At 36.7% G+C, this 18,027-nt stretch carries 19 protein-coding genes; 8 read left to right on the plus strand and 11 right to left on the minus strand.

Annotation, left to right across the window (positions count from 1 at the left end; genetic code table 11):
* The 6 genes from traK to ACM6F9_RS17895 are packed head-to-tail and all read right to left on the minus strand — an operon-like array spanning position 1 to position 5,440.
* On the minus strand, positions 1-624 hold the full coding sequence (gene traK, locus ACM6F9_RS17870) for a conjugative transposon protein TraK (RefSeq protein WP_414846963.1): 624 nt from the start codon (positions 622-624) through the stop codon (positions 1-3).
* Between the two features lie 12 nt (positions 625-636).
* Positions 637-1,629 (minus strand): conjugative transposon protein TraJ, encoded by a 993-nt coding sequence (gene traJ, locus ACM6F9_RS17875; RefSeq protein ID WP_414846964.1) that lies wholly within the window; start codon positions 1,627-1,629, stop codon positions 637-639.
* A 1-nt stretch (position 1,630) separates the two neighbouring features.
* A complete protein-coding gene (locus ACM6F9_RS17880) occupies positions 1,631-2,239 on the minus strand; it encodes a DUF4141 domain-containing protein (protein ID WP_414847165.1) in 609 nt (202 codons plus the stop codon).
* 45 nt (positions 2,240-2,284) lie between these two features.
* Positions 2,285-4,795, minus strand: a complete 2,511-nt coding sequence (locus tag ACM6F9_RS17885; RefSeq protein ID WP_414846965.1) for a TraG family conjugative transposon ATPase — start codon at positions 4,793-4,795, stop codon at positions 2,285-2,287.
* Positions 4,792-5,124 (minus strand): DUF4133 domain-containing protein, encoded by a 333-nt coding sequence (locus ACM6F9_RS17890; protein ID WP_414846966.1) that lies wholly within the window; start codon positions 5,122-5,124, stop codon positions 4,792-4,794. Before ACM6F9_RS17890 ends, ACM6F9_RS17885 begins: the two co-directional genes overlap by 4 nt.
* A 10-nt stretch (positions 5,125-5,134) precedes the next feature.
* Positions 5,135-5,440: a DUF4134 domain-containing protein gene (locus ACM6F9_RS17895; protein ID WP_002980936.1), complete on the minus strand. Its 306-nt coding sequence runs from the start codon at positions 5,438-5,440 to the stop codon at positions 5,135-5,137.
* Positions 5,441-5,626: 186 nt separating this feature from the next.
* Here ACM6F9_RS17895 and ACM6F9_RS17900 point away from each other — a divergent pair, with 186 nt between their 5' ends.
* On the plus strand, positions 5,627-6,601 hold the full coding sequence (locus tag ACM6F9_RS17900; protein ID WP_414846967.1) for a PDDEXK nuclease domain-containing protein: 975 nt from the start codon (positions 5,627-5,629) through the stop codon (positions 6,599-6,601).
* Between the two features lie 33 nt (positions 6,602-6,634).
* Here the strand turns inward: ACM6F9_RS17900 and ACM6F9_RS17905 are convergent, their stop codons facing one another.
* The 3 genes from ACM6F9_RS17905 to ACM6F9_RS17915 are packed head-to-tail and all read right to left on the minus strand — an operon-like array spanning position 6,635 to position 8,429.
* Positions 6,635-7,252, minus strand: a complete 618-nt coding sequence (locus tag ACM6F9_RS17905; protein ID WP_414846968.1) for a hypothetical protein — start codon at positions 7,250-7,252, stop codon at positions 6,635-6,637.
* Between the two features lie 9 nt (positions 7,253-7,261).
* Positions 7,262-7,657, minus strand: a complete 396-nt coding sequence (locus ACM6F9_RS17910) for a DUF3408 domain-containing protein (RefSeq protein WP_034692228.1) — start codon at positions 7,655-7,657, stop codon at positions 7,262-7,264.
* Positions 7,658-7,661: 4 nt separating this feature from the next.
* The gene (locus tag ACM6F9_RS17915) at positions 7,662-8,429 is read right to left on the minus strand and encodes a ParA family protein (protein ID WP_414846969.1); all 768 of its coding nucleotides are present in this window, start codon (positions 8,427-8,429) and stop codon (positions 7,662-7,664) included.
* A gap of 587 nt (positions 8,430-9,016) precedes the next feature.
* Between ACM6F9_RS17915 and mobA the strand changes: the two genes are divergently transcribed.
* From mobA to mobC, 3 genes are all read left to right on the plus strand, one after another.
* Positions 9,017-9,448, plus strand: coding sequence for a conjugal transfer protein MobA (mobA, locus tag ACM6F9_RS17920; protein ID WP_414846970.1), 432 nt, complete (start codon positions 9,017-9,019; stop codon positions 9,446-9,448).
* Positions 9,448-10,695: a conjugal transfer protein MobB gene (gene mobB / locus ACM6F9_RS17925; protein WP_414846971.1), complete on the plus strand. Its 1,248-nt coding sequence runs from the start codon at positions 9,448-9,450 to the stop codon at positions 10,693-10,695. Before mobA ends, mobB begins: the two co-directional genes overlap by 1 nt.
* Before the next feature lie 131 nt (positions 10,696-10,826).
* On the plus strand, positions 10,827-12,827 hold the full coding sequence (gene mobC, locus ACM6F9_RS17930; RefSeq protein ID WP_414847166.1) for a conjugal transfer protein MobC: 2,001 nt from the start codon (positions 10,827-10,829) through the stop codon (positions 12,825-12,827).
* A 51-nt stretch (positions 12,828-12,878) separates the two neighbouring features.
* Here the strand turns inward: mobC and ACM6F9_RS17935 are convergent, their stop codons facing one another.
* Positions 12,879-13,724 (minus strand): RteC domain-containing protein, encoded by an 846-nt coding sequence (locus ACM6F9_RS17935; protein ID WP_414846972.1) that lies wholly within the window; start codon positions 13,722-13,724, stop codon positions 12,879-12,881.
* 46 nt (positions 13,725-13,770) lie between these two features.
* On the minus strand, positions 13,771-15,474 hold the full coding sequence (locus ACM6F9_RS17940) for a helix-turn-helix domain-containing protein (protein ID WP_414846973.1): 1,704 nt from the start codon (positions 15,472-15,474) through the stop codon (positions 13,771-13,773).
* Positions 15,475-15,751: 277 nt separating this feature from the next.
* Here ACM6F9_RS17940 and ACM6F9_RS17945 point away from each other — a divergent pair, with 277 nt between their 5' ends.
* Genes ACM6F9_RS17945 through ACM6F9_RS17960 form a run of 4 tightly spaced genes read left to right on the plus strand, consistent with a single transcriptional unit; the run spans position 15,752 to position 18,005 of the window.
* The gene (locus ACM6F9_RS17945) at positions 15,752-15,988 is read left to right on the plus strand and encodes a hypothetical protein (RefSeq protein WP_414846974.1); all 237 of its coding nucleotides are present in this window, start codon (positions 15,752-15,754) and stop codon (positions 15,986-15,988) included.
* A 12-nt stretch (positions 15,989-16,000) separates the two neighbouring features.
* A complete protein-coding gene (locus tag ACM6F9_RS17950) occupies positions 16,001-16,168 on the plus strand; it encodes a hypothetical protein (RefSeq protein WP_164466612.1) in 168 nt (55 codons plus the stop codon).
* Between the two features lie 18 nt (positions 16,169-16,186).
* Positions 16,187-17,707, plus strand: a complete 1,521-nt coding sequence (locus ACM6F9_RS17955; RefSeq protein ID WP_414846975.1) for a DoxX family protein — start codon at positions 16,187-16,189, stop codon at positions 17,705-17,707.
* Positions 17,694-18,005 carry a hypothetical protein gene (locus ACM6F9_RS17960; RefSeq protein WP_002980950.1) on the plus strand — a complete coding sequence of 104 codons (312 nt, stop codon included), beginning with the start codon at positions 17,694-17,696 and terminating at the stop codon, positions 18,003-18,005. The genes ACM6F9_RS17955 and ACM6F9_RS17960 overlap by 14 nt, the downstream gene beginning before the upstream one ends.
* The last annotated feature ends 22 nt before the right edge of the window (positions 18,006-18,027 follow it).

Here is an 18,027-nt window from a genome sequence, read left to right on the forward strand (position 1 = left end):
TTAGCGTTCAACAGTTTCGACATCTCTATTTTCAAGGACGTTGAATTTTTCAATGATAAATCCCTGAGGATTGCTTTCAGACCGTACAGAATTAACCAATGAACAGTTGGTAATTAAATTCCTGATGGTAAGATTGCTGGACCTGATTATAAACTGTCGTGCATATGTTTTAACATCATAAGGGTAAGTGTCAAAGTTGGCAACGACACTATCTACCTCAACTCTCTGCTGGATATTACCGGAAATTATTCTGTTATAGTAGCCTTTTTCCTGAAGGTCTTTATAGTAATTGAATGCAGATTGATCAGCCAAATTGAAAGCCCTTTTTACATTACTTTCAATAGCATTCTTATCAGGTGCTATGGTGAAGAACAATTCATGAAATCGTCTCACATGCTCTCTTGCTTCCACAGGTCTGTTGATCGACATATCCTGAGATAGCGCGACCATTAATGATTTGCCATTGTCCAGCACGTAGATCTTCTGACGCTGCTTCTCGGCAAATTGATAGGATTTAAAGACAACTACCCCTACGACTCCAAAACACAACACCGCAAAAACGAATGTAAATAAACGGATCTGCTTGAAGCTGCTCTCAATATTTCTTAACGTTTTAAATTCCATAGAACTGTATTTTTATTTTAATAATCTTCCCGAAATATTTCCTGTTGCTGAACCTACTGCCGCTCCTGCAACGTTACCTGATTTCGTGGCAGTTTGGTTTACATTGCGCATGAAATTGCCAGCTCCTCCAGCCTGAATCACCCAGCCTGTTACCGTCGGTACAGTAAAATAACCGATGATGCCGATTACCATATAGATGATGTATACTGTATTGGAGGTATCGGGAATGAAAGTGGGATCTGCGAGCATCTCTATATCCCGTTCTAAAATCAAAGTCTGTATTTTGGCAAGAATAGCACTGAATATATCAGCAACAGGAAGCCATAGGTAAACACTTATATATCTTGTCAGCCATTGACTTAAAGTGGTCTGAAATCCATCCCATACAGAAATGGCAAATGCGATAGGTCCTAATATTGAAAGGACAATCAGAAAGAAGGTTCTGATGGTATCAATAACTAAGGCTGCCGATTGAAACAATATTTCAAGAAACTCACGGAAACCATCTCTGATATCTTTCTTGATGGCAAACATTTCTCTTTCAATATACATTCCGGACATCGTGACCAGATCCGATGGTGACCATCCGAGCTCTTCCAGCTTCTTGTCAAATTCTTCGTTTGAAATAAGGTAAGCCATCTCCGGATTCCTCAGCATCGCTTCCCGTTCTAAAAGATCTTTTTTCTGTTGCAGCTCGTTCATATCCAAGACCTGATTCTCCCACATGGAGTGGCTGCCCTGAACAATCGGGCTCATCACTCCATTAAGGCTTCCTAAAACCAATGTGGTAAAAAACATAATGCAGATGCCTATGGCAAAAGGTCTCAGCATGGGAAACAAATCAATCGATTCTGCACGGCTCAAGGACTGCCAGACTTTTAGTGCTACATAGAATAAAGCACCTAATCCTGCGACTCCTTTTGCCACAGCAGCCATATCGGCGCACATCGGCATCATTTCCTCATAAACGGAACGAAGTACTTCGTGTAAGTTATTCGGTTCCATCTTACCAGTATTTTTGATTGGAGGTTCCGTAAAGATCCAGCACCCTTTGGGTATTGTTCTGTTTTTTTGCTCTGAGATAACTGACCGAAATATTTTTATTGGTATAGTATCGTACCAGATTATGATACACTTTGACCTCTTTATAAACCCGGTCAACAACATCCATCCTTTCTTTATCATTCAGAGAAAGACCGTTAGAAGTGATGATCTCTTTGAGTTCTTTCAATAGCTCCGTGCTCTCCGTAAGAAGCGCAGAATAACCATTGGCAATGGAAGCTAATTCCTGAGCATTAAAATTGGGGTCATTCAGCATTTTACCGAAATTGTTGACATACATCTCAGAAACATCACCCACTAAAAGGACGGTCTGCTGAACCTTTCTGGCATCTTTGACCAGATTATTGATGGCTTTCAGCTGGTCATAATACTCTTTACCCTGTTCATATACTTTCTTAACTTCATTGAAGTTCTTAACAACGTTAGATACCGTTGAAGAAGTTTGTACAATTTCATTGGCTGAGTTCAAAATTCCCGAAGCCAGGTTTGCAGGGTCTGTTACGACAAATTGTGCTTTTGTATAGGTTACGGTAGCGAAGAACGCTGCCATCATTGTTTTGATGATTAATTGTTTCATTGTTTTAAGATTTTAAATGATTTAATGGTCTTTTGTATTCGATTTGATTCTCTTGAGAGAAATCCGCTTGATGGCATGTTCGACATTGCCGTCGAGCTCTGATGCAAGATTCATCACTTCCATCTTTTCCGTTTCTTCTGTAGTATAAGCCAGATATTCTTCGGTAGAAACTTCGGTCGCATAGACTGCTGAGTGCGTTCCGCCCAGTCCAATCCAGACTTCTTTATACAATCTTCGCGGATCGTTGTTCATATTGATCGAAAGTACCTGTGACTTTTCTTTGTCAGTCAATCCCAGCATCGCCTGAATATCATCGAACTTGTTCATGTACTTTCTTTGGTCAAGAAGAATCTTACAATCCGAATTATTAATGATACTTTCTTTCACAATCGAAGACTGAATGATATCATCTACTTCCTGAGTTACTACAATGGCTTCCCCGAAGAATTTCCTGACGGTCTTGAACAGGTACTTGATATACTCAGCCATCCCCTCCTTGGCAATGGCTTTCCAGGCTTCTTCGATGAGGATGAGTTTTCTGATTCCTTTGAGTCTTCGCATCTTATTGATAAAGACTTCCATAATGATGATGGTCACAATAGGGAACAGAATTTTATGATCCTTAATGGCATCGATTTCAAAGACTATAAAACGCTTGGATAACAAGTCCAGTTGCTTCTCTGAATTGAGCAGATAGTCATACTCTCCTCCTCTATAGTAAGGTTCCAGCACATTGAGAAAGTTGGCAATATCAAAGTCTTTTTCCCTGACTTTCTTTTGCTCCAATACTTTCTGATAGTCATCTTTGACATACTCATAGAACCCATTGAAAGAAGGATGCTGGTCATCGGTTTTAATTCTTTCGATATATCCGCTGACTGCATTGGAGAGTGCCACTTCCTCTGAACGGGTTGGTGGTTCATCGTCTCTTTTCCAAAGAGTCAGAATCAAGGTTTTTATACTCTCCCTTTTTTCAATGTCAAAAACGCCGTCATCAGTATAGAATGGATTGAAAGCGATAGGATTGTCCTCGGTATAAGTAAAATAAACCCCGTCCTCTCCTTTGGTCTTTCCTTTAATGAGTTCACATAATCCCTGATAGGAATTTCCGGTATCTACAAGAAGTACATGAGCACCCTGCTCATAATACTGTCGTACCATATGATTGGTGAAGAAGGATTTACCGCTTCCTGAAGGTCCGAGAATAAACTTATTTCTGTTCGTAATAATTCCCCGCTTCATCGGCAGATCCGAAATATCTAGATGAATAGGCTTTCCCGTTAGGCGGTCAGCCATCTTGATCCCAAAATGTGATGGTGAATCCTGATAGTTGGTCTCTTCTGTGAAAAAACACAAAGCAGGTTCAATAAATGTGTAAAAGCTCTCTTCACTAGGAAAATCTCCTGCATTACCCGGAATTCCTGCCCAATATAATGTTGCTGTATCTGTCGTATTATGACGGGGTTTACATTCCATTAAAGCCAAAGCACTTCCCGTATCATTCTTTAACTGCTTTAATTCATTAGGATTGTCCGACCAAGACATCACATTAAAATGAGCACGGATGGATTGCAGTCCAAAAGAATGAGCCTCATTCAAATACTTCTCAATCCATTCCTTGTTGATTTGGTTCGCTCTGCTATACCTTGCCAGAGAATGCATATTCCTTGAAGTTTTTTCAAACTTGCTCAGATTCTCGTCACTGTTGTCAATGAACAGATATTGATTATAAATGTGATTGCAATTAAGCAGAAGCCCTACCGGAGAAGCAAATGACAGAAGACAATCACTGCGGTCGGTGCTTAGCTTCTCATACCGACTATGTGATGAGACAGTGCCTGGTAAATCCTCCGTATCCGATAAGGTGTGCATACTAATCCGGTTGTTACCAATCCGCATTTCTTCTGAGCCTAATTTGATGTCCTGCAATGACGGATGGGTTTCACGGGACAGAGTCAGATACTGTTCCAGTAGTCCTGACCTCTCGGAAGTTCCTGCTATCTCATCTTCTGTCATCCTTTCCAGATGGATATAACCACTATCATTCATAATCCGCTCCAGCTGATCGACCGCTTCAAGAAAACGACCAATGACTTCTTTGTCCTTGATCTCTTTTGGAATCAGTTTTCCTTTACAGAGTGATGAAAAGTTGCTCTGCATCCGCATTCTCTCCTTACTGGTTTTCGTTATAAAGAGGTAGCAGTAATGATTTAAAAAGGGTCTCTCATTGAAATGTCTTTCAAATGATTTGGAAAGAAAACTCTGGTCGTCTTTTGACAAATCAGGATTGTAGTTTTCTTTGATAAACCAGTCCTGTTTGTGAACAATGGTGAAATCCGGGAGTGTTTTAATCGCTTTGAACCAAACGGAATGCATGGCTTCATACTCAGCGGAAGCAACGGTAAACAGTTCGGGGAGTCTGACCTTAAAGCAGATGGTCACATCAGCGTCTTTTGAAATGATACAATCATTTTCAATAGCCAGCAATGGAAATTTGCTTTCCAAGGTTGCTGCTTTGGAAGAATTTCTCATACTCCTGTTCTTTTACGGTTGGTTTTCACATAGCGATAGATACTCTTTCGACTGATGATATATTTTGGATGCTTTTTTTGAGCACCCATTTTCATCAGACCATGCTCACCGTATTTTCTATTCAGTGCGAAAGTCTGCCAGGTAAGAAGTCCACTGCTGATTCCTCCAAGAATTAAACACAGATAGGTATTGACGCCTGCCATATACATAATCATGACACAGATCAATATTCCTAAGAGTCCTCCACTGAAAATAAAGAGGTATTGTGCTTTAAGTCCCTTGAACTCTACCGTCCTTCCTATTCCTTTATTGATATGATAGGTATTCATAGTCAATATTTTAAAGGAAGAATGAACGAAGAATGGTTGCGGCAACAATTAAGAAGATACATGCTCCGAACCAGCTGGCAGCGGTTTTACTGGTGTCAGGATCACCGCTGCTGAACTTGTTGTAAACCTTGACTCCTCCAATCAATCCTACTACTGCACCTATGGCGTAAATTAATTGGGTAGCCGGCTCAAAATAAGAAGTGACCATCTGTGTAGCCTCATTGATTCCGGCTGAACCATTACCTTGACCAAATACCAAATTAATTGTTACGAATGTTAAGATTGCGTACAGCAATTTTTTTCTTTGTTTTTTCATAATGAATAGATTTTTGATTATGAAACCCGCACTTTACGGGCTTGATGACAAAGATGTCCGAGTCTAGGTACTCAATAACAGGAATGGCAGTGGATGGAATCTTTTGGCAGTTAAAGAACCGTGCGTCAGTCAGAATTCCTGTATAAATAATTGTAAATTTGTAAGGAATTTCAAAAAAGAGAAATCATGGATAAAAGGTTCACAGATATTATTGAGCTCATCAAACAGTCTCGTAACAATGCGATAAGAAAAGTCAATGAGGAACTCATCGATCTATACTGGAATATTGGTGAGTATATCAGCAAAAAGGTAGAGCTGAGTGAATGGGGACAATCTGTGGTTAAAGAACTTTCTCAGTTTATCCAGACTCATGAACCTGAACTAAAAGGTTTTTCGGATAAGAATCTTTGGAGAATGAAGCAGTTTTATGAAACTTACAAGGAATTTCCAAAAATCTCAACACTGTTGAGAGAAATCAGCTGGTCTCATAATCTGTCCATATTCTCCAGATGTAAATCAATCGAGGAAAGGGAATTTTATATCAAGTTGACCAAACAGGAAAATTATAGCTTCCGGGAGTTAGAGAGACAGATATCCAGCAGCCTTTTTGAAAGAACGATGATTGGAAATTCAAAACTCTCAACAGTGTTGAGAGAAACTAACGCTGATATAGTCAATACATTTAAAGACAGCTATGTATTTGACTTTTTAAATCTGCCTGAAACATTCAATGAAAATGATCTCCAAAAAGGTTTAATTGAGCAGATCAAAAATTTTATCCTGGAGTTAGGACGGGATTTTCTTTTTATCAGCGAAGAGTACAAAGTACAGGTCGGCAATTCTGATTTTTATATCGATCTTTTATTCTTCCACAGGGGGCTGCAATGCCTTGTCGCTTTCGAACTGAAAGCAGATAAATTCAAACCCGAACATCTGGGTCAGCTTAACTTTTATCTGGAAGCGCTGGACAGGGATGTTAAACGTCAGAACGAAAATCCAAGCATCGGCGTACTGCTTTGTAAAGACAAAGACAGCGAAGTAGTAGAATATGCGCTGAGTAGAAGTCTTTCTCCGACAATGGTTTCTGAATACAAAACGCAGCTTCCCGACAAAAAGGTTCTGCAGAAAAAACTGCATGAATTGTTTGATAACAGATCTTAGTTGAAATTTATTAATAACAAAAGGGGAATTTGCCTAAACAAACTCCCCAATATCGAAACCTTCAACACCATCTTTGTAACTGGAAGATATGCCTTGAACATCATTCGAAATGCTCTGACTTAACAAATTTGAAATACGCTTCGAAGCCTCCCCCAACGAATTCTCCAAAAGATCAAAAAGCTCGGTCCCATGAATTTTTTGAATTATAGCAACTGCTTGCTGTTCTAAATCAGGTTCCAGCATTTTCCGCTGTAACAGCTGACCCGCAGTACTCAATTCCTGAAAGGTAACCCCTGTAGCAAACCCGCTTTCGATATTAGAGTCCTGATACTTCCAATCCTCTTCCTCCTGCCCCCAATTATCCTTGATTAGAATATCATCAAGGTTTTTATTCTCGGTTACATCCTCAGCTTTCCCGTCTCTGGTTTCTGATTCAAAATTATCTTCTGCTAATGAAGTAAATTCAAGGTGGCTTTCAGTGGCTTCAACTGGCCAACCTTTTCTTTTTGTTTGCTTAATATCTCCCATTATCGGTGGAGAACTTTTCTTAGTATTACCCCTATCTTTCGCACGGACATTGACTGGGAATCTTCTGTCGAGAAGAATTAGAATGATAGCGATTAATAAACCTGTAATGATTATTTTTTCCATAAAATGATATTAAAAAATGGGACGGTATTTTTTATTGAAATCATCAGTAATTTCCTTTTCAAACATTTCGAAATGATACGCCAGTATATTATCCAGATAAGCATACAGAGAAATCTGGTCATCGGCAATGATTTGAATAATGCGTGAGAGGCGCTCGTGATATTCAGGACGGATATAGATACTTTTATCACCCCGCTTAGTCATGGTATGATGAGTAAGAAACTGCTCAACATAACTTAAATCTGATGTTTTTTTATTCTTCAACTTATTTTTTGCTTCACCCTTCTCCTTTGGAGGATCATCAGTTTTTGAAATAACTTCCTTCTTAGGACTTCCTGCCATAATGGACATCAGATATTGTTCATCGATCCCCCTATCATCATTGTTATTTTTTTCATATTCCATACTCTTATAGTTTTACAATTCCTAAAAATTCTTCTACAAATTGATCCAGCCTGCACTGAGCCAACAATTTAGGATCTGCAGGCAGTAAAGTCGATCGGAAAACAGTCTTTGTAATAGCCTCTCCTTCCTTTCTAAATCTTTTACTGTCTGTAATGCTTGTTTCCATAAGTGGCAGCCCTAAATCTGAAATCACTTTACTGTAGTTTTTGTAGAGCAACGTCCGTTCTCTTCCATCCACCTGATTCCAGAAAAGATGGACTGCCCGGATTCCCGTTTGAGTTTCTTTCATCAACACATTAGTTAGAACATCGGTGAAACTTAACGTACTTTCCAGCACAACACGATCCGCAGTAATGGGTGAAAAAATATAATGGACTTTCGTCAAAGTTTTTAAAATCCCGGCGGTATTCACAGTTCCCGGTAGATCTAAAAATATAACATCAGGAATTGTTTCAGATCCTTCAACATAAGCATCTATATCCTCTAAAACCTGATCGGCTTTACTCTGGAAAATGGGATACGCTTTTTTATTAATACTCGTAAATTGTTTGTGAGCGATCTTTTTTAAAATCTCATTCTGCATCACCATTTTTAAATCCCGCTCTCTCATCTGGAGTAAACTGTACTGAGGAAAGTCACAGTCAAATACAGCGACCTGATACCCCATCCGGTAATGAAGAATACTTGCTAGAAGTGATGTAAAAGTGCTTTTTCCCACGCCTCCTTTTTGGGTGGAAAATGCAATAATGGTAGGTTGTTTTTTTGTTTTCATTTTGCTTAATTTTGGTTATACATAATTGTGAAGAAAGGCTGATTGATAGCCCCTGGGCAATACATATATCAGGTTCCCGTACTCCTTTCAGTACTACCGGCCAGATTTCCTGAAAGCTTTATTGATTTCAATCAGTTCTGGTTGAATGCCGTTCATCCTGCAATACTGAAAAATTGCTTTCCGGAAGACTATCTTTCACATAGACTATCTTGACGGCTGGAATTCCGGAAGGCTGGCATACTGGATTTCCACTATTCAGGATTTCTATCAGATCTGCAGTCAGGAAATCCCGCCCTCAATCTGATACAAATGAATACGATTTCTTCTTCGAAATATTCTTAATGGTCGTTTTTGGCTTTAAGTGACTGTCTTTGACTTTCTTTCTAATATTGTCCCTACAAATGATTGTGGTTTACTTTGTTTCAGAAGACTAAGGAGGTCTTTACTGGAATTTCCTTTCACCCGAAAGGAGCAAGTTATGTTTTGAGTGCCTCATAACTTTTTTCGTGCCTCAAAACAACTTGCCCTGGCTGGGGCTTTAAAAACCACTCCAAAGTCGTGATTTTACTAATATTAAATTAAATGCAATGGATGTAAATAAAAAAAGCAAAGGCGGGCGTAAGCCCAAGATGAATCCAAGTAAAAACAGATATGTATTTAGACTTAAGGATGAAGAAAATATAAAGTTTTTAAATTTATATGAGGCTTCCGGAATAAACAGCAAAGCGAAATTTATTACAACAATTTTGTTTCAGAAAGAATTAAAAATTGTAAAAGTGGATGTTTCAACAATGGATTATCATAGTCAACTCACTAAATTCTTCTACCAATTCCAGTCGATTGGAAACAATTATAATCAGATAGTAAAAATTTTATATCGAAATTTCACGGAGAAAAAAGCTTCTTTCTATCTCTTTAAACTGGAAAATCATACCAGAGAACTAGCTTTAATTTGTAAAAAGATTATCGAACTCACAAAAGAATTTGAGCAAAATCATATTCAAAAAACTTCCGAATAATGATCGCTAAAATTGGAAAAGGTGAAAACCTATGGGGTGCTCTTACCTACAATCAACAGAAGGTAGACAACGAAAAAGGAACGGTTTTATTTACTAATAAGATTCCTGATTTGTGGGATCGACCTTATTCAGTTAAATTTTTTCATCAGTACTTTGAACCCTATTTGATTGCCAATAACAAAACTGAAAAACCGGTAAGACATTTCTCACTTAATCCTGATCCTGAAGATAAGGTTAATGACAAAGATTATCGGGAAATGGCTCAGCAATATATGCAGGAAATGGGTTATGGCAACCAACCCTATGTTGTCTTTAAACATACGGATATTGATAGAACTCACATTCATATTGTGACCACCTGTGTCCAGATCGATGGAAAGAAAATATCAGATCGCTATGATCACTCCCGATCAATGGAAGTCTGCAGGAAATTGGAAAAACAATACAACTTAAAAATTGCTGGTGAGAATAGAAATTTAAATCAAAACTCTATTTTTAAACCTGTAGATTATACTAAAGGGTATATCAAAACACAATTATCCTCGATACTACGACATATACCTCAAACCTACAGCATTCAAAGTATAGGTGCATATAACGCTTTACTCTCTCAATTCAATATCTCCGTTGAAGAAATTAGCGGAGAGCTTCATGGTAAAATGAGAAAAGGAATGGTCTATTTTGCAACGGATAAAAATGGGAAAAAAGTAAGCAGTCCTTTTAAATCATCCCTTTTTGGTAAGTATGCAGGAGTAGAAAATATTCAGGTACTTATTGAAAAATCTAAAGTAAAAATGAAAAATAATCCTTCAAAATTCATTCTTAAAAGAACTATTGAAACAGCTCTCAGCACGAGTAAATCGGAAGCTTCTTTTAAGTCTCAACTTTTGGAACAGGGAATCGCTACGGTCATACGAAAGAATGATGAGGGAAGGATCTACGGAATCACATTTATAGACCATAACTCAAAATCTGTTTGGAATGGCTCACAGCTGAGTAAAGAACTATCAGCCAACTCATTCAATACACTGTGGAATGAGGTAGAAACAAAGCCTAAAACCAATTCATATAATAGTTCTAACAATGATATATCGCTTGAAAAATCTTCAGAACATTTCTTCATCAATAACAGCTACGAAGTATTTGACGGATTTTTTAGCGGGTTATTGTCTTCAGGTCCTCATGAGGATCAAGAGGAACAAATTTTTGAATCACAAATGAAAAAGAGACAAAGAAAAAGAAGATAAAAAATAATCTTCTTTTGTAAAAACGGTCTAATAACGATGCTCAAAGAGCCAAAGGCAGACAACGCATGCTTGCAACGCCTCATTTATATTTGAGAATACGTAATCCTGTATTTATGCTTCTAAAAGGTAATATGCAGGGTGAAGACGATTTAAGAGGACTTGCCAAAATCATGGCGTTTATGCGAGCGGTAAGCATTATTCTAATACTAATGCATCTGTACTGGTTTTGTTATGGATTTTTTGCACATCAACAATGGACACTGGAACTCATCAATAAGATTCTTTATAATTTTAATAAGACCGCAGGCCTTTTTTCTCAACCTATTTATTCTAAGCTGTTCGCAATAGTTTTACTGGCTTTGAGTTGCCTCGGAACGAAGGGAGTCAAAAATGAAAAGATCACTTGGAAAAAAATTAGTATTGGTTTTTCTATTGGTTTTGTCTTATTCTTTTTAAACGCAATCCTCTTACAATCTGCCAACAGCTTTACTCCTATGCTTTATATTCTATCTACTGGATCCGGATACATTCTTCTGATGCAGGCAGGGGTTTGGATAAGCCGCCTTCTGAAGCATAACTTAATGACGGATGTTTTTAACAATGAGAATGAAAGCTTTCAGCAGGAAACCCAATTACTCTATAATGAATACTCTGTTAACCTTCCTACACAATTCTATTATCAAGGGAAGTGGCATCAGGGATGGATTAATGTAGTCAATCCTTTTCGTGCCACCATTGTCTTAGGAACTCCAGGTTCAGGAAAATCCTATGCTGTTGTCAACAACTATATCAAACAACATATTGAAAAAGGATTTTCCATGTATATCTATGATTTTAAATTTGATGATTTGTCTACTATTGCGTACAACCATCTTCTCAATCATTCTGATGCTTATAGCGTAAAGCCGAAATTCTATATCATCAATTTTGACGACCCCAAAAAAAGCCATCGGTGTAACCCCTTAAATCCTAATTTTATGACAGATATCTCAGATGCATATGAAGCGGCTTACACTATTATGCTGAACCTTAATAGAAGTTGGATTCAGAAACAGGGCGATTTCTTTGTTGAGAGTCCTATCATACTGCTAGCTGCCATCATATGGTTTCTTAAAATTTATGAAAACGGTAAATACTGCACTTTTCCACACGCTATAGAGCTGTTGAACAAAAAATATGAAGAGGTCTTTACGATATTAACCTCTTACTCTGAATTAGAGAATTACCTATCTCCTTTTATGGATGCATGGCAAGGGGGTGCACAGGATCAGTTGCAGGGGCAAATCGCATCGGCTAAGATTCCTTTGTCAAGAATGATCTCACCACAATTATATTGGGTAATGACCGGAGACGATTTTTCTTTGGATATCAATAACCCCAATGAGCCTAAAATTCTGTGTGTTGGAAATAATCCTGATCGTCAAAATATCTATTCTTCTGCTCTTGGGCTATACAATTCGAGAATTGTTAAACTGATCAATAAAAAAGGACAGTTAAAAAGTTCTATCATAATTGACGAGTTGCCTACTATTTATTTCAGAGGCCTGGATAATTTAATTGCTACTGCCAGAAGTAATAAAGTTTCTGTATGTCTTGGGTTTCAGGATTTTTCCCAGCTGACAAGAGATTATGGAGACAAGGAAAGTAAAGTGATTCAGAATACGGTCGGAAATATTTTCAGCGGACAGGTAGTGGGGGAAACAGCTAAAACCTTATCCGAACGTTTTGGAAAAATACTGCAAAAAAGACAAAGTATATCCATCAATAGGAACGATACTTCCACCTCCATTTCTACCCAATTGGACAGTTTGATACCTGCTTCGAAGATCTCTACCTTAACCCAGGGATTTTTTGTCGGTGCTGTATCTGATAACTTTGATGAAAGGATTCAGCAGAAGATTTTTCATTCCGAGATTGTTGTAGACAATGTTAAGCTTTCTGAAGAAATGAAAAGCTTTCAGCAGATACCGCAGATCCGATCCTTTATTGATGAAGACGAGAATGATTGTATGACCAGGCAGATTCAAGATAATTATAGAGAAATTAAGTCAGATATTCTCAATATCATCACAGATGAAATGGATCGAATAAAAAATGATCCTGATTTGCAACATTTATTGAACTCGGATTAAAGAATGAAACCTCAAATACCATACGATTTGAGGTTTCTGTTTGTATTTATGTTACTCAGCATCACCGTTCATAAAATATTGATTCAAATTGTCACTCACCAATTGAAGGAATTTGGTTGGTCCCTGTTTTCGGTTACGAATTTCAAAGATGGTTTTATGAAAGTTGCCTAAATCGCAATCCAATGACTTTTCTGTAAATTTTATGACTTCGCTTAACTCTATATTACCACCGTTAAAACAACGCATCTGGTAAAGTGCATAGATAAGCTCTATAAGACCGACCTTTGATCCCGACCAGCTCAAAGGAGAAAATACTTTTGCCGTAAAGGTATCATTCGAATTTTCGATTTGCTTCTTTAAATACTGATCGAACTGCTGATTGGAAATAAATCTGGCGATCATATGGTCATGTGAGGTCGTAAAGCTTGGATCATAGTTATAAAATCCGGATGATAGCTTCATTTTTAGGTCGTAGGAATTGCGAACAAATATTTTATGATCAAGATAGGTTGCTTCCCGTTTATAGTAACTGTAAAATTCAGAATGCTCCAAATAAAAGTCTTTCAATTTTTCCTGTTCTGCTTCATAATATTTTTTTAAAGTCTTATTTCCGGCAGCCGGCTTATGAGATTCAATATCCAGTACTGCTGAATAATAAATAAATTTTGCAATAAACTGCGGTTTCAGTTTTTTAAAAAAGAATATTTCTTCAGCAATATAATCAAAATGATGGTTGGAAACCAAAAGTTTTAATTTCCTTATCGACTCATCAATAATAAGTAATGCCTTTTCTGAAATTTTGATCAGATCATTTCCGTCAGCATTGACTTCGTTAATCTTTAGGTCCAGATCCTCCAATAAATTCGAAGCTCTTTTAAAAATTGTTTTTGTTACCATGTCCTTTTTTAAGGAATTTACAAAAATTACCTAAAGCACGACTTAATCAACTAATACCCAGTTCCTTTTTCCGATTCTTTATATAATCAGTAGGTCTTATCCCATTGATATCAAAGAACAGGTTTGAAAAGTTCTGGCGTGCCGCTATACCACATTCATCAGCCAGCGCCTCGATAGTATAATTTAAATATTTATTGTTGGTATTAAGTAGATTAGTGATATAATTAATTCTCAGTTCAGCCATGTATTTATTAAAATTCATCCCTTTTTGTTCATTGATATAAACCGAAAGATAGTGGGAATTGGTTCCCAGCTTTAAAGCAATACTTTTCTGCGTAATCCCTTTCTTTTTGAAATGTTGCTCCTGCTCAAACTTCTCAAGCTTTTCTTTTATTTCTAAAGCCATTTCCGGGGTAAGAGAGGTCTTTCTTACAGGCAGTTCTATCATTTCTTCTCTTACAATATCATTCATATTATATCTTCCTTCAGCAATTCTCTTTTGAAGAAGCTGATATTGTTTTTTTATCTTTTGATCTCTTCGATACCGGACAACAAAAAAACCAAGAACTACACTTCCTGAAGCAATAAGTATCTGAGCCAATACTATTTTTTTAGTACTGGATCTCTCCATTTCTTCTTTTGCATCCATCAGTGTACGTCGGTCAAAATCTTTATGAAGTTTCAAAGATAAATAGGGAAAATCTTTACTGATTAAACTGTCAGCCTTTAAAAGCTGATTGGTATAGTACAGTTGCTTTTCGACGTCCTTATCTTTATAATGATTGATAAGATAGTGATAACTCTTATAGACCTCTGGAAGTATAAAATCATGTTTATTGAAAATAGAGTCTATTTTGTTATAACATCCTACAGCCCTATTTATATTATCCTGTACTTCATACGTTTTACCCAGATAATAATATACTACAGAAGCCCAGGCGAAATCATTTCTCTTTAGAATATTGGGTAAAGATTTTTGCAAGTGATCCTGAGCACCAACATAATCTTTATGATGAAATCTGGAAATTCCGATGCATTTTAGGAAATAGCTTTTTTCAAGTACAAAATCACTATTATCGGCAGTTAGCCGATAACCTAAATTGCTTAAACTATCACTCTTGGCAAAATGATGCAGATATCTGTTGAGGACAGTCAATTGATGTAAGCAGTTGAGATACGCCTTCTCATAGTTAAACTGTTCATTTTCATGATGGCTTTTATTCAGCTTTGACCTGTAAAATGAAGTACATTCAAGAAAATGCTTCATGGCGTCATCATAATAGCCCAAATGACTTTTTACAATTCCTAAATGATAAAGGACTTTATACCTATGGTACTCATCTTTTGAGCCTTTTGAATACGTATAGGCTTTAATGTATTCATTTAAAGCCAGCTTAAATTTTTTTTGATAAAAATAATAGATGATTCCCTTGCTTAAATATTCTTTACTGATGTCATCTTGGCTTCCATGCTGCAAACTGACAGTAAGCGCACTGTCAGCATACTTCATCTTGTTTTGATAGTCAAACTGTCTTGCATCTCTATACCCTTGAATCAGCTTTGAAAAATTATTTTCTTTTTTTGCTTTTTTAATGTACAGTTTTACATAAGGCATTGCATGAATGTCATCTATTGCCATTTTTTCATAAGGCTTTCTAATTTCACTGAAAGTTTTTTCCTCTTTCTTTTGTGAAAATAAAAATTGTGAAAAAACAGGAAATAAGATGAGAAAGCAATAAAACTTTTTCATAGACTGATATTTAGAACCTCACCATCTCAAAAATAAACATTTATGTTTTAAATAAATCAAATTTCAATGAATTAAATAACAGAAAAACAAAAATCCTGTAAAACATGCAAATACAGCCATTTAAACTCTGATATTCTCATGTAGTAATTTTAAAATTGAGACGTAACAATTTTAAAATAGAGCCATATAACAGTTTTTTTTAGCTCATAAGCCGGATAATTTTGACATCAGAATTCTAATATAATCCGGCCGGGATAACCCAATTAAAATTATCAAAATGAAAAAGTTTATCCCATTTTTTAGCATAATCATCGTAGCAGTTTGTCTACAAAACTGCACCCATCGAGATGAAGATATGATTTCAAATAGTGAATATATTGAAAAATCAGAGCCCACACTAAATGACTTAGTAATGAAACAGGATTCTGCTAAATCCATAGAAGTCATTGAAGATCCTGGAACAAAAGATCCTCCTGTCAGAGACGGTGATAATTGGCGGCTTACTCAGGATTAAAAACAAAAAAATATGATTCCTCATACCTCCATAACAGTTGTTACAGGCTTACCATGTCCAAAGAGTGGCATCTGGGAAAGTATGGGGAATTTCAAAACAACTGTGACCCTCTTTAAGGGTGAACCGATGCCTGAATATTGCGGATGGAAAATCAAATGGAGACTGGTTCAGGTCTGTTAAACCCAATAATGACATACCATGAAAAACGTACAAAATATCTTTATCAAAACTGTTTCCTGCTTTTTTATTCTGTTGTTTGTGTATGCAAGTGTGAGCAAATTGCTTGATTTTGAAAACTTTCAAGTACAGATTGCTCAGTCACCTTTAGTAAGTGCTTATGCAGGTATTATTTCTTATGCTGTTATTATTGTAGAATTAATTATTGTACTATTATTAACTTCTCCAAGCAGGAGATTAATCGGATTATATTTATCAACTGCCTTAATGTCAGCATTTACGATCTATATATTTCTCATTCTAAATTACAGTGACTTTGTTCCTTGTTCCTGTGGAGGGATCTTGGAAAAAATGGGATGGACTGAACATCTGATTTTTAATATTCTTTGTGTAGCTATAGGAGGTCTATCTGTTCTCATCATGGGAAGAGCAAATCATAAGACTTACCGTAAAACAGCATTGATCTTAGGGATTTCCAATATTTTGAGTTGTATTCTTGTCATTGTTTTGTTTTTTAAGTCAGAATACATTATAAAACAGGAAAACAATTTTACAAGAAGGTTTCTGATGCATCCTATTTTAAAAGTAAAAAGTATGGATCTGGAGAACCATTCATTTTATTTTGCTGGTGCTAAAAATGAAGAGCTTTACTTAGCTAACCGAAGCCTCCCTCAAAATTTATTAGCAGTTGATTCACTTTTAAAAAAAGCTGTAAATAAAAAGATTGATCTGGAACTCAGCAAATATCCATTTAAAAAAATAGAGATTAAAGTTAAAGATCACCATTATTATATCTATGATGGAAATGTACCCATCATATTAAAAGGCAAATTAGGTGATGCAAAAAACAAAGTAATCAGTTTTAACGATGCATTCTTTAGCCAGCTTGAAATTATTGACAGTAATAAAATTGCCATTCGCACCCTCTCATCTCAAACCAGGAATTTAACGCTAGGAACTATTTTAATCAATCAAAATGGCAAAAATCAGGTGACACTGCATCCTGATTTACTTGAAAAGCAGTTGGATGGTTTTTTTGATTCCGACGGCTATCTTTCATCTGATCCTATAAGACCGACTGTCAGCTATATCTACAGTTACAGAAACCAGTTTCTTGTCATGAACCATTCAATGCAGCTTATTCACAGATGGAGAACTATTGATACGACTAAAATCGCACAGATTAAAGTAACATCGCTATCCAATGGAAAATCTAAAATGTCTAAACCTGCATTAAAAGTCAATGGACATGCGATCATATACAGAGGCCTGTTATTTAACCCTGCTCAATTAAGAGGGAGACATGAATCTTTAGACAGGTGGAAGGCAAGCAAAGTTATCGATATCTATAGTACCGCATCTCAGGAATATATTGGCAGCATGTACATCGACAATATTAAAAATAACAGCATGTCAGATTTTAGAGTCACTGATGAGCATTTGTACGCAATTATTGGAAATCAGCTGGTACAATATAAACTTACCCAGCCCCTGAAAAAACATTTTAAAAACGGGGAAGCCGAAAACCGTGTTTCAGAGTAGGCAGCAAATCAAATATTTTTTTATTATGAAAAAAATTCTTTTTCCTGTCATCCTAGTAGCACTGGGAACAGGGTCAGCTTTTGCCACCATGGTGGCAAAGAAGAGTACACGAGCTTTAGAACCGGCTTACAGAATTGTTAGCTTAGGTGGTGGTCAGTTCCAATGTGAGGATGCTGATCAGGAATGCAGCAATATCGTTTCCGGTGATGTCTGTGAATGGGCACTGGATACCAGCGTTGAACTGCATAGAATCGGTTCAGGCACGATGTGTGGAACACCACTTTATAAAATTCCTTAGTGCATTGTATAAAGTATGAACT

Origin of the sequence: Chryseobacterium sp. IT-36CA2, from assembly GCF_949767875.1 — a bacterium.
GTDB lineage: Bacteria > Bacteroidota > Bacteroidia > Flavobacteriales > Weeksellaceae > Chryseobacterium.

Coding starts and splice junctions, on each gene's coding strand:
- ACM6F9_RS17940 (WP_414846973.1), bottom strand. CDS start 15,474: ATGAAAAAGTTTTATTGCTTTCTCATCTTATTTCCTGTTTTTTCACAA.
- ACM6F9_RS17950 (WP_164466612.1), top strand. CDS start 16,001: ATGATTCCTCATACCTCCATAACAGTTGTTACAGGCTTACCATGTCCA.
- traJ (WP_414846964.1), bottom strand. CDS start 1,629: ATGGAACCGAATAACTTACACGAAGTACTTCGTTCCGTTTATGAGGAA.
- ACM6F9_RS17905 (WP_414846968.1), bottom strand. CDS start 7,252: ATGGAAAAAATAATCATTACAGGTTTATTAATCGCTATCATTCTAATT.
- ACM6F9_RS17935 (WP_414846972.1), bottom strand. CDS start 13,724: ATGGTAACAAAAACAATTTTTAAAAGAGCTTCGAATTTATTGGAGGAT.
- ACM6F9_RS17910 (WP_034692228.1), bottom strand. CDS start 7,657: ATGGAATATGAAAAAAATAACAATGATGATAGGGGGATCGATGAACAA.
- ACM6F9_RS17900 (WP_414846967.1), top strand. CDS start 5,627: ATGGATAAAAGGTTCACAGATATTATTGAGCTCATCAAACAGTCTCGT.
- mobB (WP_414846971.1), top strand. CDS start 9,448: ATGATCGCTAAAATTGGAAAAGGTGAAAACCTATGGGGTGCTCTTACC.
- ACM6F9_RS17885 (WP_414846965.1), bottom strand. CDS start 4,795: ATGAGAAATTCTTCCAAAGCAGCAACCTTGGAAAGCAAATTTCCATTG.
- mobC (WP_414847166.1), top strand. CDS start 10,827: ATGCAGGGTGAAGACGATTTAAGAGGACTTGCCAAAATCATGGCGTTT.
- ACM6F9_RS17955 (WP_414846975.1), top strand. CDS start 16,187: ATGAAAAACGTACAAAATATCTTTATCAAAACTGTTTCCTGCTTTTTT.
- ACM6F9_RS17880 (WP_414847165.1), bottom strand. CDS start 2,239: ATGATGGCAGCGTTCTTCGCTACCGTAACCTATACAAAAGCACAATTT.
- ACM6F9_RS17945 (WP_414846974.1), top strand. CDS start 15,752: ATGAAAAAGTTTATCCCATTTTTTAGCATAATCATCGTAGCAGTTTGT.
- ACM6F9_RS17895 (WP_002980936.1), bottom strand. CDS start 5,440: ATGAAAAAACAAAGAAAAAAATTGCTGTACGCAATCTTAACATTCGTA.
- ACM6F9_RS17915 (WP_414846969.1), bottom strand. CDS start 8,429: ATGAAAACAAAAAAACAACCTACCATTATTGCATTTTCCACCCAAAAA.
- ACM6F9_RS17890 (WP_414846966.1), bottom strand. CDS start 5,124: ATGAATACCTATCATATCAATAAAGGAATAGGAAGGACGGTAGAGTTC.
- traK (WP_414846963.1), bottom strand. CDS start 624: ATGGAATTTAAAACGTTAAGAAATATTGAGAGCAGCTTCAAGCAGATC.
- mobA (WP_414846970.1), top strand. CDS start 9,017: ATGGATGTAAATAAAAAAAGCAAAGGCGGGCGTAAGCCCAAGATGAAT.